The 15,395-nt window shown below is 63.3% G+C and carries 16 protein-coding genes; 6 read left to right on the top strand and 10 right to left on the bottom strand.

Features of this window, described 5'->3' with window-relative positions; translation table 11 throughout:
- Window positions 1-132 precede the first annotated feature (132 nt).
- The 10 genes from AC0L2M_RS16885 to sppA form a co-directional block, all read right to left on the bottom strand.
- Window positions 133-2,421 (bottom strand): ATP-binding protein, encoded by a 2,289-nt coding sequence (locus tag AC0L2M_RS16885; RefSeq protein WP_473535410.1) that lies wholly within the window; start codon window positions 2,419-2,421, stop codon window positions 133-135.
- A 192-nt stretch (window positions 2,422-2,613) separates the two neighbouring features.
- A complete protein-coding gene (acuI, locus tag AC0L2M_RS16880; RefSeq protein ID WP_128247350.1) occupies window positions 2,614-3,603 on the bottom strand; it encodes an acrylyl-CoA reductase (NADPH) in 990 nt (329 codons plus the stop codon).
- Window positions 3,604-3,656: 53 nt separating this feature from the next.
- On the bottom strand, window positions 3,657-4,157 hold the full coding sequence (gene lspA / locus AC0L2M_RS16875) for a signal peptidase II (RefSeq protein ID WP_031254192.1): 501 nt from the start codon (window positions 4,155-4,157) through the stop codon (window positions 3,657-3,659).
- A 14-nt stretch (window positions 4,158-4,171) separates the two neighbouring features.
- The gene (locus tag AC0L2M_RS16870) at window positions 4,172-5,023 is read right to left on the bottom strand and encodes a TrmH family RNA methyltransferase (RefSeq protein ID WP_023797437.1); all 852 of its coding nucleotides are present in this window, start codon (window positions 5,021-5,023) and stop codon (window positions 4,172-4,174) included.
- Window positions 5,024-6,061, bottom strand: coding sequence for an RsmD family RNA methyltransferase (locus AC0L2M_RS16865; RefSeq protein ID WP_023797438.1), 1,038 nt, complete (start codon window positions 6,059-6,061; stop codon window positions 5,024-5,026).
- An 89-nt stretch (window positions 6,062-6,150) separates the two neighbouring features.
- Window positions 6,151-6,636, bottom strand: coding sequence for a DUF1772 domain-containing protein (locus AC0L2M_RS16860; RefSeq protein WP_473535409.1), 486 nt, complete (start codon window positions 6,634-6,636; stop codon window positions 6,151-6,153).
- 136 nt (window positions 6,637-6,772) lie between these two features.
- Complete coding sequence (lhpI, locus tag AC0L2M_RS16855) at window positions 6,773-7,747, bottom strand: bifunctional Delta(1)-pyrroline-2-carboxylate/Delta(1)-piperideine-2-carboxylate reductase (protein ID WP_473535408.1); 975 nt, start codon at window positions 7,745-7,747, stop codon at window positions 6,773-6,775.
- A 134-nt stretch (window positions 7,748-7,881) separates the two neighbouring features.
- Window positions 7,882-8,214, bottom strand: coding sequence for a LapA family protein (locus tag AC0L2M_RS16850; RefSeq protein WP_027153064.1), 333 nt, complete (start codon window positions 8,212-8,214; stop codon window positions 7,882-7,884).
- Between the two features lie 81 nt (window positions 8,215-8,295).
- Window positions 8,296-8,580, bottom strand: a complete 285-nt coding sequence (locus AC0L2M_RS16845) for an integration host factor subunit beta (protein WP_473535407.1) — start codon at window positions 8,578-8,580, stop codon at window positions 8,296-8,298.
- Window positions 8,581-8,648: 68 nt separating this feature from the next.
- Window positions 8,649-9,602, bottom strand: a complete 954-nt coding sequence (gene sppA / locus AC0L2M_RS16840; RefSeq protein ID WP_128171126.1) for a signal peptide peptidase SppA — start codon at window positions 9,600-9,602, stop codon at window positions 8,649-8,651.
- A 322-nt stretch (window positions 9,603-9,924) separates the two neighbouring features.
- Between sppA and lptC the strand changes: the two genes are divergently transcribed.
- From lptC to ptsN, 6 genes are all read left to right on the top strand, one after another.
- On the top strand, window positions 9,925-10,638 hold the full coding sequence (gene lptC / locus AC0L2M_RS16835) for an LPS export ABC transporter periplasmic protein LptC (RefSeq protein ID WP_128247354.1): 714 nt from the start codon (window positions 9,925-9,927) through the stop codon (window positions 10,636-10,638).
- Window positions 10,625-11,251, top strand: coding sequence for an LptA/OstA family protein (locus AC0L2M_RS16830; RefSeq protein WP_128173492.1), 627 nt, complete (start codon window positions 10,625-10,627; stop codon window positions 11,249-11,251). Before lptC ends, AC0L2M_RS16830 begins: the two co-directional genes overlap by 14 nt.
- A complete protein-coding gene (gene lptB / locus AC0L2M_RS16825; protein ID WP_287230420.1) occupies window positions 11,251-12,069 on the top strand; it encodes an LPS export ABC transporter ATP-binding protein in 819 nt (272 codons plus the stop codon). Before AC0L2M_RS16830 ends, lptB begins: the two co-directional genes overlap by 1 nt.
- 295 nt (window positions 12,070-12,364) lie before the next feature.
- Window positions 12,365-13,891, top strand: coding sequence for an RNA polymerase factor sigma-54 (gene rpoN / locus AC0L2M_RS16820; protein ID WP_128173493.1), 1,527 nt, complete (start codon window positions 12,365-12,367; stop codon window positions 13,889-13,891).
- Window positions 13,892-14,160: 269 nt separating this feature from the next.
- A complete protein-coding gene (gene hpf, locus AC0L2M_RS16815; protein ID WP_023797447.1) occupies window positions 14,161-14,745 on the top strand; it encodes a ribosome hibernation-promoting factor, HPF/YfiA family in 585 nt (194 codons plus the stop codon).
- A 106-nt stretch (window positions 14,746-14,851) separates the two neighbouring features.
- On the top strand, window positions 14,852-15,316 hold the full coding sequence (gene ptsN / locus AC0L2M_RS16810) for a PTS IIA-like nitrogen regulatory protein PtsN (protein WP_023797448.1): 465 nt from the start codon (window positions 14,852-14,854) through the stop codon (window positions 15,314-15,316).
- The last annotated feature ends 79 nt before the right edge of the window (window positions 15,317-15,395 follow it).

Below are 15,395 nucleotides of genomic sequence, written 5' to 3'. Positions count from 1 at the left end.
CGGGGATACGGCGTAGGTGCAACAGGATTGTGACAGTACCGTGATACGACCCTGCCGGCAATACTTCGTCGGCTGGGCAACCCTTCAACCGGCTATGTTCTGCAGGTAAGCCAGGCAAGGTCAGCCGGCGGATCAAGCGGCCACGTGACCCTCGACCGCATGGACAAGCGCGTCGGGGTCGAGCGGCTTGGTGACGAAGCCGCTGGCGCCATGGGCGAGCACTGCGTGGCGGGTCGTTTCCTGACTGTCCGCCGACAGCACCATGATCGGAACCGGCGACACGGCGGTTTCCTCCTCGTGCCGGCGGATGGCGGCGATCGCGTCCAGCCCGTCCATGACAGGCATGTGCAGGTCCATCAGCACCACGTCGAAGCGGTACTTGTGGTCGGTGCCGGTGATGGCCTCGACGGCGGCCTTGCCGTTGCCGACCAGTTTCACGCGATGCCCGGCCTTTAGCAGCGTGGCACGGGCAAGCATGGCGTTGATGTCGTTATCCTCGGCGATCAGCACGGACAGGCCCCGCCGCCGGCCGCCAATGGCGCGGGCGGTTGGTGCGCCGCGCTTTTCCGGCTGCGGCTGGGTGAGGGCAGGCACGCTGCTGGTCAAAAGCACGCGAAGCAACGTTTCGCCACGCACCGGCCTTGCCAGAAAGGTGGCGTAGCCGCTGGCGCGGAACTCGCCCAGCATGCCGCGGTCGGTTGGCGCGATCAGTGTGATCGCCTCGCAATCGGCAAAGCCGCTCTGGCGAAGGCGCTTGAGCAACCTGCCGTCGCCTTCCTCCATGGCCGCATCGACCAAAAGCGCGTCGCAGCCTTCGGCGAAGGACGCTGCCTGGGCGGCGGTGGTGGCCAGATCGACCTTGCCGCCATTGGCGCGGATGGTGCGGGCGATGGCGTCGGCCTCGATGGCGTTCTTCGACAGGATCACGGCGCGCCGCCCTGACAGCGCATCCCGACGGCTCTGCGGCGGCTCGGTGGCCGATATTGCAGGGATTTCGAAGACGAATTCCGAACCCTGGCCGAGCTGGCTCGACACCGAGATCGTGCCGCCCATGGCGATCACCAGGCGCCTGGAGATGGCAAGACCGAGCCCGGCGCCGCCATGCGCGCGAGTCGACGTGCCGTCAGCCTGTTCGAATTCCTCGAAGATGCGCTCCAGGTCGTCCTCGTGCAGGCCGGGACCGGTGTCGGTGACGGTGAAGCATATGCGGTCGGTGGTTTCGGTGCGGGCACGAGCGATGCTCACCAACACGCCGCCGCTGTCGGTGAACTTGATGGCGTTGCCGATGAGGTTGAGCAGCACCTGCCTGACTCTTCCAGGATCGGCTGATATCATCTGCGGCACGTCGGGTTCGACATGGCAGCCAAGGCCGATGTTCTTGGCGAAGGCACGCGCCGCCAGGAGTTCTACGATGTTGTCGGCGATCTCGCGCACCGACATTGGCTGCGGTTCGGGATCGAAGCGGCCGGCCTCGATCTTGGAATAGTCGAGCAGGTCCTCGATCAGCGCCAGCAGCGCGCTGGCCGAGGTCGAGATGGCGCCGACATAGGTCCGTTGTTGCGGCGAGAGCCCGGTGTCCGCCAGCAGCTTGGCCATGCCCATGATGCCGTTCATCGGCGTGCGGATCTCGTGGCTGACGGTGGCGAGGAAGCGCGATTTGGCCTGGCTTGCATATTCGGCTCGCTCGCGGGCGGTGATCAGCGACGTTTCGGCGTGCTTGCGGGCGGTAATGTCGCGGGCGATGGCGCGATGCGAGACAGCACCGCTCTCCTTGTCGCGCACGGACAGTTCGATCCATGAGAACCAGCGCGGGCCGCTCGGTGTTCTAATGGCGACGTCGGTGGAGCTCAGGCATTCATGATCGGAAAAAGCGGCATCGGGAACGATGCCGACGTCGATGCCGAGGTCGGCCAGGGCCTTGCCGGCAAGGTCGCGCTGGTCGGCTCCGACAAGCTCGGCGAAAACCTTGTTGGCATAGACGATGTGGCCGTCACGGTCGCGATGGACGACGAGATCGCCAAGCGCGTCGATCAACCCGCGAAAGCGTTCCTCGCTCTCCTGCATCTCCCACACGCGGTCGGCCAGGCTCTCAACCTCGGCGCGGCTGCGCGCTGCGGTCTCGCCAAGCAGCGCAACCGTGCGGCGCGCCGTGCGCCTGGCACGCAGATGCACGGCAAGGCCTGCCATGCCAGTCGACAAAAGCCCGACGGTGATGAAGATCGGCGCGCCGGTCAGATGCGACAGGCCCGCCAGCACGACGATGGCGACGAGCATCAGGAACGGCAGGCCTTCGCGATTGGCGGCGGGCAATTCAGGCGCCAGTGGCGGCGCCGCGATATGCTGCCGGCTTGGCGCCTCCGGGCCGATCCCGTCGACGTTTTCGGCGCTCTCTGTTTCTCTGATGCCGGATTCCGTGACCATGCGGAAACCCTTGCCAGACAGAGATTATGGAAAATTGCCGCGGATCGTTCGAATTTTAGCGGTCGCGCGGTTTTTGCCTCTCCGCTCCTGAAGCGCGTCGCGTTTGGCCGGCCTCATGCGAGGCGCTTCACCGCTGCACACCCTGGGTCATACTTTTGCTCGACATGCATTAAAAACCGGAGAAGGAAGAGCTCACATGTCCACCACCACGCGACCGCGGACCTTGCCCTCGACGATATCGTGCGCGGCGTCGATGATGCCATCGAAGCCAATGGTCGTGGACAGTTTGGCGAGCTTCTGGAGGTCGAGGTCCGTGCCGATGCGGCGCCACGCCTCCATGCGGACCGTTTTTGGCGCCATCACCGAATCGATGCCGAGCAGACAAACGCCGCGCAGGATGAACGGGGCGACGCTCGTCGGCAGATCCATGCCGCCGGCCAGGCCGCAGGCGGCGACGGCGCCGCCATAGGAGGTCATCGAAAGGACGTTGGCCAGGGTGTGACTGCCGACCGCGTCGACGCCGCCGGCCCAGCGTTCCTTGGCGAGCGGCTTTGCCGGCTGGGCAAGCTCGTCGCGCGAAATCACTTCCGAAGCACCCAGGTCGGTCAGGTATGGACTTTCAGCGCTGCGGCCGGTCGAGGCGGTGACGTGATAGCCGAGGCTGGACAGAATCGAAACCGCGACCGAGCCGACGCCGCCGGCCGCGCCCGTCACCACGACGGGGCCGCGTTCCGGCACGATGCCGTGCCGTTCCAGCGCGATAACGCAAAGCATGGCTGTGTAACCTGCCGTGCCGACCGCCATCGCATCATGCGGGCTCATGCCCTGGGGCAGCGGCACCAGCCAGTCGCCCCTGACACGGGCGCGCTCGGCATAGGCGCCAAAATGCGTCTCGCCGACGCCCCAGCCGTTCAATATGACCTTGTCCCCCGTGCGCCAGTCGGCATGGGAGGACGAGATCACGGTGCCGGCGAAATCAATGCCCGGCACCAGCGGCCAGCGGCGGATCACCGGCGCCTTGCCGGATATGGCGAGGCCGTCCTTGTAGTTCACCGTCGTCGCCTCGACGGCGACGGTGACGTCGCCTTCCATTAGGTCGGCTTCGGTAAGGTCGGTGATCGCGACCGACTGCTTCTTCTCGGCGTCGCGCGAAACGAGGATGGCTTTGAAGGTTTCGGGCATGTCTTCTCCTCGGGCTTCTTGAATGGGACACTGTATGGCGGCAGAAGGCCAGGTCAATCGCTTGAGGGCTTGGCCTCACGCCGCCAACCAATGAGTTCGTCGAGGACGACCACCACCGCGCCGACCGCGATGAAGGCGTCGGCGAGGTTGAAGATGGCGAAGGACCATATTGGGGTGTGAAACAGGATGTAGTCGATCACGTGACCATAGGTAACGCGGTCGAACAGATTGCCGAGCGCGCCGCCGACGATCAGCGCAAAGCCGATGCGGGTAAGCACGTGGCCGGGCGGAGTTCGGGCCGCGAGATAGAGCACGAAAGCGACGACGAAAGCGGCGATGACCACCAGGCCGGTGTCACCGAAGGACGAAAACATCGAGAAGGCGATGCCGGTGTTGTAGGTGCGATACAATGCCAGGAACGGGACAAGATCGACCTTTTCCTGAAAAGGGAGGCCGGTCTCGACCAGATATTTCACCCACTGGTCGAGCGTCACCGCGGCGGCGACCAGCACGACGTAGGGCAACCAGGATTTTGCCGTTGGGGATTTCACCATTCGGGATGTCACGGTCAGGCGCCCTCCGGGGCAAGTTTCAGCGCGCCGCGCCGGATCTCGAACAGCATGATGCCGGTGGCCACCGCGAGATTGAGCGAATCGGCCCGACCGGACTGTGGAATCCGCAGCAATCTGTCGCAGCTTTCGGCCAGGCTTTCGGGCAGGCCCTGCTGTTCGTTGCCCATCATCAGCAGCACCGGGCCTTTGGAAAAGTCGACCGAACGGTAATCGACCGCACCCTTCAGATGTGTGCCGGCAACCAGGCCAGGAAAGCTTTTTCGCCACGCAAGGAAGGCTTCCGGCGTCGCCTTGGCGACCGGCACGGCGAAGATCGAACCCATCGTGGCGCGCACGGTCTCGACGGAAAAAGGATCGGTGGTCTCGCCGACCAGGATGATGCCCTTGGCGCCAACGGCATCGACGGTGCGGATGACGGTACCGAGATTGCCGGGATCGCGCACGCGGTCCAGCGCCACCCAGACATCGCCGTCTTGAGCGCGGATGTCCTTCAGCGGCAGGAACTTTTGCGAAAAGACGCCGACCACCATTTGCGGGTTGTCGCGGCGGGTGATGGCGACGAGGACTTTTTCCGAAACTTCGAGCACGGTGCCGCCGGCGGCAACCGTGCGTGCCGCGACCTTTTCGACCGCCGCGTTGCCGCGTCCGGCTTTGGCGAAGACCAGCGTCCGGATCGACCACCCGAGGTCGAGCGCGTCGATGACCAGCTTCAGCCCCTCGGCCATGAATGCGTTCTGCTGGTCGCGGTATTTCTTCAGCGAGAGCGCCTTGATGTCCTTGATCAACGGATTGGCAAGGCTGGTGACTTCCTTCACCTGCCCTGGCGCGCCGGCGTGCCGCTCGCTCATTCAGGCCACCCAGCGCGAAAACAGCGAGGTGGACAGCGCCCGGCCGGCGGATTTCTCGCGGATAATCAGTTCGCCGGATTCGACCGTGCCGCCCATGCCGGCAAAAGTGTCGCGCATCAAGGCATGGATGGCGAAGAAGGAAGCGCGGATCGAATAGGCGGTCAGCACGACAGCGAGCGGCTTCGGCGTCAGGACCGAGCGGCAGAGGTCGGTCAGAGCAGGCAGATCCTCGAACAATTGCCAGACCTCGCCCCTAGGGCCACGGCCATAGGCGGGCGGATCGAACAGGACGATGTCGTAACGGCTGCCACGGCGCTCCTCGCGCTCGGCGAATTTTAGGGCGTCGTCGACGATCCAACGGATCGGCTTTTGCGACAGGCCCGCCATCTCCTGGTTCTCCCTGGCCCAGCCGATCGCCTTCTTGGAAGCATCGACATGGGTGACCTCGGCGCCGGCGCGCGCCGCCACCAGCGAGGCAAGGCCGGTATAGCCGAACAGATTCAGCACTTTGACCGGCCGCTTTGCCGCCGCGATCAGCCCGGCCATGTGATCCCAGTGCGAGGCCTGCTCGGGGAACACGCCGACATGGCGAAACGAGGTGAAGCGGCCGAGATAATCGATGCCGTCATGCTTCATTGGCCAGGTTTCGCCGAGCGGCGTCCTGGGGAAACGCCAGCGGCCGATGCCTTCCTCGTCGGTGTCGCCGGTGAAAATGGCGTCGGCGCGGTCCCAGTCCTTGGTCGGCAACGCTTTTTGCCAGATCGCCTGGCCTTCAGGCCGAACGATGCGATAGGGGCCGTACTGCTCGAGCTTCTGTCCGGCACCGCTGTCGAGCAACGCGTAGTCGGCGTTGGGCGCGACTTCGAGGATCAGCGGCAGGTGTTCGGCGGGCAGGGCGCCGTCGCGGCGGGAAAGGACGCGCGGCGCGGCTATCGGCTCGGTGCGGTGCGATGCTGTGCCGCTTCCGCGCGGTTCCGCCCCGCCCTTTGCGAGCTGATGCGAGCGGCTGTCGCGGCGTTTGTCGCGAAAAGGTTTCAAGAAGAGCATCTCCTGGGCGACGTGGCCCGCTTCTGCCACAGCACATTCACCGGCGCAATAAACGCAGTCGCTGGACATTCGCGAAACGGTCAGCCGCGCTTGATGAATAGCAGGGCGGCAACCAGCGATACGAAGCCGACGGCCTTGAAGCCGGCGACGATCATATGGCCGGTTTCCCAACGCAGCCGGATCGCTTCGAAATTCTCCGGAATCGGCCCAGGCACCCGGGTGGCCAGAATATCGTTCGCCGGCTTGACGAGAGCAAACCACATCGCAAGAGACACCGCATAGAGTACGGCAGCGGCCAACGCGTACCAGAACGCCGGTCGGTCATTGCGCAGCATCCAAGCGAGCAGTCCCGGACAGCCGATCGCGGCCAGGTCCAGTGGCGCGCCAATGACGGCAAACAGCTGGAACTGGGCGTTGAAGACAGTGGCCTCGCGCCAGAGAGAAGGCGACCACTTCGTCAGCCGAGGAGCCGATTCCAGGACATGGGCGAAGGATGGTCCAAGGCTGAGCGCCGCGACAACGGCGGCCAAGATGGACCAGAACAACAGGAACCCGCGTATCTCCATAACGCCCGAACAACGGGGTGACGCCGGAGACGTTCCCCGTCGGAAGGGAGTAAGGGAGTAGGGGAGTAGGGCATAAAGCAGTAAGTGAATAGGGAAAGATGGCTTGCACGAAGCCGATCCAATGGTACGACTCCCCCTACTCCCCTAACTTCCCCATCGCCTTGTACACCGCAATGCCGGCGGCGAGGTCTTCGAGGGCTGCGCCGACCGATTTGAACAGCGTGATCTCACCGGGGCTCTGCCGGCCCTTCTTCTGGTCGCGTGCCAATTCATGCAGGTCGGCGACGATGGCTTGCGCCTCCAGCACGCCCGAGGCCAGCGGCTGGACGATGTCGCCCGCTTCCTTGGTGGCGCCGGCCCGGGTGTCGACGTAGACGCGGGCGCGCGCAATCGCATCGTCGTCGCTTTCGCGCATGGCCGGCGTGAAGCCGCCGACCAGATCGACATGGGTCCCCGGCTTCAACAGCGCGCCCTTGATCAGCGGCGTGGTCGTGATCGTCGCCGACGAAACGATGTCGGCCTGGCCGAGTTCGGCGTCGAGATCGCTCGCGGCGGTGGCCGCAAAGCCCTCGGCGCGCAATTCCGCCGCAACCTTTTCTGCATTGGCGGGCGTGCGGTTCCAGATGCGGATGACGGTGATCGGCCGCACCGCGCAATGCGCCCTGGCGAGGAACGGCGACAGCGCGCCGGCGCCGACCACCAGCAGCCGCGAAGCGTCCTCGCGGGCCAGATAGGAGGCTGCCAGCGCCGAGGCGCAGGCCGTGCGCCACTGCGTCAGCCGCTGGCCGTCGATCATGGCTTCAGGCTCGCCGGTCGCACCGTCGAGCAGGAGGTAAAGCCCCATCACAGCGGGTTTGCCCACGGCGTTGTTGTCGGGCGACACGGTGACGATCTTGACGCCGATATGGCCGCCTGCCGACGAGCCGGCGGCTTTGAAGTCGGTCCAGGCCGGCATCAGGAGCAGGGTCGAGGCCGCGCCGTCGGGCCGTTCGACCGTATGGTGGTGCCTGACCGGCTGTACCGCGCCATCGCGAAAAGCCGCGCGCAGCGTTTCGACCAGGCCGGGAAAGGTCAGCGCCTGATCGACCTCGGCCGCCGAAATGCTCAGCATAAGAAACTCCGTCGAGAGAAATACGCCTGACGCATGACCGCGAAATCAGAAGCGATTTTCTGCAAAGATCATGCGCAATCAAAAATGGTACAGCGTCCTTTGCGCGCCCAAAAAGGACGCGCGGCGGTTCCGGCTCAGCCCGTCGGCTTCGGCAAGGAGGGGCCTTGTTGCGCGGCCGGTGCCCGGCTGACCGCCTGGCGCAAGTTCTCGGCCTCGACGCCGCGCTGGCGCGCCAGCTTGCGATAGCGGCCCTGCTTGATCCAGGTCGCCAGGCTGCCGACGATCATGCCGATGGCGAGGGCCAGGAACAGGAAGATGAAAAGCGGCAGCGTCATCGTCAGCGCCGGATTGCCGGGGTTGAATGGGTCCAGGGTGAAGGCAACCGGATCGCGGTTGGCGACCGCCAGCGCAATCAGAATGACGGCCAGCGGCACGAAGACCACGATGAGCATGAAACGATTGAACATAGAATTTCCTGTCGAAGGCGGGCTCTACCAAAGGCCGGGCCTCCTGAAAAGGCCGGCATGGCGCATGAGCCCGCGCGGCGCTTATTTGCCGCTGTTCAGCCTTTCACGCAATTCCTTGCCGGTCTTGAAGGACGGCACCCATTTCTCCTCGACCTCGACGGATTCGCCGGTACGCGGATTGCGGCCGGTGCGGGCGGGGCGGTTTTTCACCGAGAAAGCGCCGAAACCGCGCAGTTCGACCCGGTTGCCTTCGGCAAGCGCGTCGGTGATCTCGTCGAAAATCGCGCCGACAATGTTTTCAACGTCACGCAGGAAAAGGTGCGGGTTGCGTGTGGCGATGATCTGCACAAGTTCGGATTTGATCATGAGAAGGCTCCCCGTGAAAACACTGCGGTCAAATTATGAGGATGATTTTATTTGCTTTTTCACTCGTCTCAAGGGTGCCAGACGGAAACCAGACCGTCAAGAAACAAGCGATCGGCACCAAGTTCGTGAATGATGTCGCCGCCATAGTCGGGCAGGCCGAGCGCACTGCCGATGGTTCGTGCCATCGCCTTCGAGAACAGGAAGCCGCCGCTTTCCGCGTCCTTCCACTCCACCACCTTGAGCTTGGCGTCGATGCCCTTGGTTGCGAGCCAGTCGATCGCTTCGGTCTCGCCGCCGACCGCGTCGACCAATTTGTTGGCAACGGCCTGCCGGCCGGTGAAGATCGATCCGTCCGCCAGCGCCAGCGCCTCCGGTTTGGTCATCTTGCGGCGTTCGGCGACGATGCCGACGAACCAGTCGTAGCTGTCGAGAATGAGCTTGCGGACCATGGTGCGCTCGTCGTCATTGGTCGGCTTGAAAGGCGACGGCGAAGCTTTCAACGGCGACGATTTCACTTCCTCGAGCTTGACGCCGAGTTTGTTCATAAGGCCGCTGACGTCCGGATACTGGATCAGCACGCCTATCGAGCCGACAATCGACGATTTGCGCGCGACGATATGATCGGTCGCGGTGGCGATCATATAGCCCGCCGATGCGGCCAGCGTGCCGACCTGGGCCACCACCGGCTTCTCGGCGGCCAGCTCGCGCACTGCCTCGTAGATCGATTCGCCGCCGACGGTGGTGCCGCCAGGTGAATCGATCGCCAGGATCACAGCTTTCACCCTGGAGGATTGACGGATGGCGTCCAGCTGCTTGATCAGGTCTTCGTCTTCGGTGATGGTGCCCTCGATCTTGACCTTGGCGATATGGTCGACCGCCGCGCCAGTGAAGTCATCGCCGTAAATCCAGGTCGAAAAGGCAATCAGCCCGGCTGCTGCGACGACAAGCGCTGCAACGCGCCAGAATGTCAGCTTGCGACGCAAGCGGCGGCGGTCGATCAGGTCGTCGGCTCTCAGTACCATGGTCAGCCTCATAGTCGGTGGGGAGCAGATGCTTTTAAAGCAACCGCCCGCGCCCGGCTACCGATTCCTGACGAGCTTGCGCCAAAGACAAGCTCTCGACGCTGGCGAGCCGGCGTTTCGAGAGAACATAAAAGACCAATCCACAGCCCCTAACGCTGTCCGCCCGTATCTGGTATGACGTGCAAGTTGTGCCGGTTTCATTTTCGTTTGTGCAACAGCAACCGTCACACTTTTGCGGTTTTCCTCCGCTTGTGCTTGCTTGAGGGCGCCGGCATCCCACCTATAGGGGTGCTTGGCGGCAGGGGTTTAGAAGAAAGCAGTTATGTTAGCGCGACCGATCGAACCGACCAACACCGAGACGGAGTTGGCTTCCCCGGACGTAGGCCCGGCGCGAGTCGACGCCTTCGGCATCGCCCAGCGCCATTCGCGCCGCGTGCGTATCTTGAAGCTGGCGGTGCCGCTGGCCGCTGCCGCGATCGCGGTCGCCGTCCCGGTCTATTCCTATCTCGTGGCACCTGGCTCAATCCAGGTCCAGGCCGACGCCAGCGCGTTCGCCAACGGCAAGCTGGTGATGGCCCACCCCAAGCTCAACGGGTTCACCAAGCAGAAACTGCCCTATTCCATGACGGCTTTGCGCGCCATACAGGACGTGAGCCAGCAAGGTATCATCAATCTGGAAGGCATCGACGCCAAGCTGCCGATATCAACCGACAATGTGGCGGCCATCAATGCCCCGCACGGTAGCTTCAATCGCGATGGCAACACGATGAGCCTGACCAGCGATGTCACCATAACCACCACAGATGGCCTGGCGGCAAAGTTCAAATCGGTCTTTCTCGACATGGGCAAAGGCACTATGAAGACGAACGATCCGGTCGACGTCAGCCGTGGCGGGTCGCGGATTACCGCGGATTCGATGTTCGTCCAGGACAACGGCAAGATCGTGGTCTTCGAGAACAGAGTGCGTGTCAACATCGATCCCGCCAGCTTGAAGGCGGCAGAGGCAATGAGCGGAGAATCCAATGCGGTTCAGTAGTTCGACACGGCTCGTGGCCGCGGCTTCGGCGTTGCCGGCCGTAGGGCTGGCCGCCCTGGGGCTGGCTTTGGGGCTGGCTTTGGGGGCGGCGCCGGCTCTGGCGCAGTCCAGGACCACCAGCCAGCTGTCGGGCCTCAAACTGTCCGGCGACAAGCCCATCCAGATCGAAAGCGACAAGCTCGAGGTCCGCCAGGCGGACAGCGTCGCCGTGTTCACCGGCAATGTAAACGTCGTCCAGGGTCCGACCTTGCTCAAGGCCGGCAAGATGACGGTCTATTACGTCAAGGACCCGGACGCTGCCGCCAAGGGTGAGCAGGCCTCGGGTGCCGCGATGACCGGCTCGGCCGACATCGACCGTCTGGAGGTCGCCAACAAGGTCTATATCAAATCGGACGACCAGGTCGCCACGGGCGACAGCGGCACCTTCGACATGAAGACGGAAGTGCTGGTGCTTTCAGGCAGCAAAGTCGTGCTCTCGCAAGGCGACAATGTACTGGTCGGCTGCAAGCTGACCGTGCAGATGAAGAGCGGTCTGGCCCAGGTCGACCCCTGCGGCGGTGGACGCGTCATGATGTCGATCACGCCGCCGAAGTCGGGAGCGGCGAACCCCTGATGGTCGACGTAGCATCGCTGTTGGCGCGTCTTCCAGGACGCGCCGCCAGCAAACTTGCGGCACCGGCCGCGATTAGCCTCGATCAGGTAAAATTCAAGGGAACCCTGATCGCCAAAGGGCTGACCAAGAGCTACAAGGGCCGCAAGGTGGTCAGCGGCGTGACGATCGGCGTGCGCGCCGGTGAGGCGGTCGGGCTGCTCGGTCCCAACGGCGCCGGCAAGACCACCTGCTTCTACATGGTCACCGGCCTGGTGCCGGTCGACGAAGGCACGATCGAAATCGACGGCTTCGATGTCACCTCTATGCCTATGTACCGCCGCGCCCGCCTTGGCATCGGCTACCTTCCGCAGGAGGCGTCGATCTTTCGCGGCTTGAGCGTCGAGCAAAACATCCGTGCCGTGCTCGAAGTGGTCGAGAAGAGCCGCAAGGAACGCGAACGTATTCTCGACGAACTGCTCGAGGAGTTTCACATCAGCCATCTGCGCAAGGCCCCGTCGCTGTCGCTTTCCGGCGGCGAGCGGCGGCGCCTTGAAATCGCGCGCGCCCTGGCGACCCGCCCCGCATACATGCTGCTCGACGAGCCTTTCGCCGGCATCGATCCGATCGCCGTCGCCGACATCCAGCAACTCGTGCGCCATCTGACGGCGCGCGGCATCGGCGTGCTCATCACCGATCACAATGTCCGCGAGACGCTCGGCCTGATCGACCGCGCCTACATCATCCATGCCGGCCAGGTGTTGACCCATGGCCGGGCCGACGAAGTGGTCGCAAACCCGGATGTGCGGCGGCTTTATCTCGGTGAGGGGTTTACACTCTAAAGCGCATCGCGTTTGACCTCACGCGACGCGCTTTAGGTTGTTGTTTGGCATGTCGTCATCGCAAAACCGCTGCACACTTTTGTGCGACATGCATGACATGCATTAAGCGTGAAAATTTCTGTCCAGACGCGGTTTTTGACGCGAGACAGAGCTTTTTCTTCGATTTCTCGTCGGAATACGCACGGACAGGCGAGTTTTGATCGCCGTCGCCTTGACAAGCAAAAGCCGGGCCAGTTTCTATGCCGAACTCCTTCCGGCAGTCCGGATGCGTAGACAGGGCGTTTGAAACCGAACCATGGCGTTGGCGGCAAAACTACAGCTACGACAGTCCCAGTCGCTGGTGATGACGCCGCAACTCATGCAGTCGATACGGCTGCTGCAGTTCACCCACATCGAGCTGGAACGCTTCATCGACGACGAGATCGAGCGCAATCCTTTGCTCGAGCGCGCCGAGCCGCAAGACGATGCCGTCAGCGACCAGGCGCAGAAGATCGATGCCGCACCGGAAACGGCCACCGCCGGCGACTGGTTCGAGAAGGAAACGGCGTGGAGCGCCGAGGCGATCTCGGAAAAGCTCGATACTTCGCTGGAAAACCTGTTTCCAGACGACCCCGGTACCAGCGAGCGGCTCGGTCCCGACCTGACGGCCCAGTGGAAATCGGCATCCGGCAACGGTTCCGCATCCTCTTCCGACGGTTTTGACGTCGGAGACATGGCGGCCGGAGCCATCACGCTGCGCGAGCATGTCGCCGAGCAGGTCGCGCTTGCCTTCGCCGACCCGGCAGCACGCCTGATCGCCAGCGAACTGGCCGATGGCCTCGACGAGGCCGGCTACATGCGCGCCGACATGGCTGAGATCGCCACCCGTCTCGGCACCGACAGAGCGGCGGTGGCAAATGCGCTCGCGGTCTGCCAGACATTCGAGCCCACCGGCCTCTTTGCCCGCGACCTTGCCGAATGCCTGTCGCTGCAGCTTGCCGTCCGCGACCGTCTCGACCCTGCGATGAAGGCTTTGATTGCCAATCTCGAACTCCTGGCCCGGCGCGATTTCCAGACCCTGAAACGGATTTGTGGGGTCGATGAGGAGGATCTGCTCGACATGCTGGCCGAGATACGTGCGCTCGATCCGCGCCCGGGGATGGCGTTTTCGGGCGGCGCCAGCGACGCGATCATCGCCGATGTCGAAGTGCGTGCGGCCAATGACGGGAGCTGGGTGATCGAACTCAACCCCGAAACGCTGCCGCGCGTGCTGGTCGACCATATCTATTTCGCTCGGGTTTCGCCGCATGCGAAAAATCAGACGGAAAAGGACTTCCTGGCGGAGTGCCTGCAAAACGCCAATTGGCTGACGCGCAGCCTCGATCAGCGGGCGAAGACTATCCTCAAGGTTGCCTCAGAAATCGTGCGCCAGCAGGACGCCTTCCTCGTCCATGGCGTGCGTCACCTGAGGCCGCTCAACCTGCGCACGGTGGCCGACGCCATCGGCATGCACGAATCGACCGTCAGCCGGGTCACCGCCAACAAATACATGCTGACGCCGCGCGGCGTGTTCGAACTGCGCTATTTCTTCACCGCCTCGATCGCTTCGTCGGGTGGCGGTGACGCGCATTCGTCTGAAGCGGTGCGCGACCGCATCAAGCAGTTGATCGACGAGGAGAAACCTACCGACGTGCTTTCCGACGACGCGATTGTGGATATGTTGCGGGAAAGCGGCGTCGATATCGCCAGGCGCACGGTCGCCAAGTATCGGGAGGGCATGAATATTCCCTCGTCGGTGCAGCGGCGGCGTGAAAAACGCGCTTTGGCCAGCGCCGGACGCTGATCTCTGACTGAATTTTCGACAGCTTTCGCACTTCATTGACAAGCCGCAATGAAGTGGCTAGAAGCCCGCCCGCATGGGACGGGCTACTGCCCGCATGCGGATGGTCCGTCACGACGTTGGCCACGGGACGGTCAAGAAGGCGGCTTGTGATCAATCGGAAAAGTTCGGATTTAAAATCGGCGCAAGTGACGCCGCAAAGCTTGTGCGCTCAGACCACGGGTATAAACTCGGGACAGTTTGAAGCCTGAGCAAGGAAGGTCAGTATTCAGATGACGCTGCGCATATCAGGAAAACACATGGATATCGGCGATGCGTTCCGTACGCGCATCAACGACCGTGTCGGAGAGGTGATCGGGAAATATTTCGATCGGGGCTTTTCTGGGCAAATTGTAGTCGTCAAATCGGGATCGCGCTACACGGCCGATTGCATGATCCGGCTGGATTCCGGCGCTTCGCTGCAGGCGACCGGTGAAGCGCAGGACCCGACGCTCGCTTTCGAGGCGGCGGCGGATCGCCTCGAGACCCGCCTTCGCCGCTACAAGCGTCGGCTGAAGTCGCATAATTCAGGCAACGCCAATGGCGAACCCACCGACGTCGCCTATACGGTGATGGCGCCGCTTGCCGACGATGACGAGGAAATGCCGGAGAATTTCGCGCCAGCCATCGTCGCCGAATCAACCATGACGCTGCGGACCATGTCGGTGGCGTCAGCCGTGATCGAACTCGACACCAAGGACAGCCCGGTCCTCGTCTTCCGCAACGCCGGAAACGAGCATCTCAATATCGTCTATCGTCGGCCGGACGGAAACATCGGCTGGATCGACCCGTCTACGACCAAGGTCGCGCAGGGCTAACGGCCAAGGCCGCACTGGGCTGACGGCCAAGGCCGCACTGGGATAAGGCACCAGCCGCACGCGAGAGTGAGGGCTGGCGACGGCAGGCGAACAAGGGATTTCAAGTATGGACCTGAGCGATCTTATCAACGTTCCGGCAATCTTGCCGGCGTTGAAGGCGAACTCCAAGAAGCAACTGCTGCAAATGCTGTCCGAAAGGGCGGCGGCGATTGCCGGCATTCCGGAACGGGAGGTGTTCGACACCATCCTGCAGCGTGAACGGCTGGGCTCGACCGGTGTCGGCAACGGCATTGCCATTCCGCATGGCAAGCTGGCCGGGGTGAAGCGGATCGCCGGGGTTTTCGCCCGGCTGGAGACGCCGGTCGATTTCGAGGCGCTGGACGACCAGCCGGTCGATCTGGTGTTCCTGCTTTTGGCGCCCGAAGGCGCCGGCGCCGACCATCTCAAGGCGCTGTCGCGCATTGCGCGGGTGCTGCGCGACGCCGACACGGTGGCCAAGATCAGGGGCACCCGCGACGCCGCCGCGATCCATGCGCTTTTATCGGATACACAAGCCTCGCACGCGGCCTGAGTTTTTTCGATCAGTTCGGTTAAAGGGCCGCCGCGAGCGGCCCTGTCCGTTCTAACCAGATCGCTGCGCCGTCTTGTTA

The sequence above is a fragment of the Mesorhizobium sp. WSM4806 genome (genome assembly GCF_055811635.1).
This window is presented reverse-complemented; position numbering and strand designations above follow the sequence as displayed.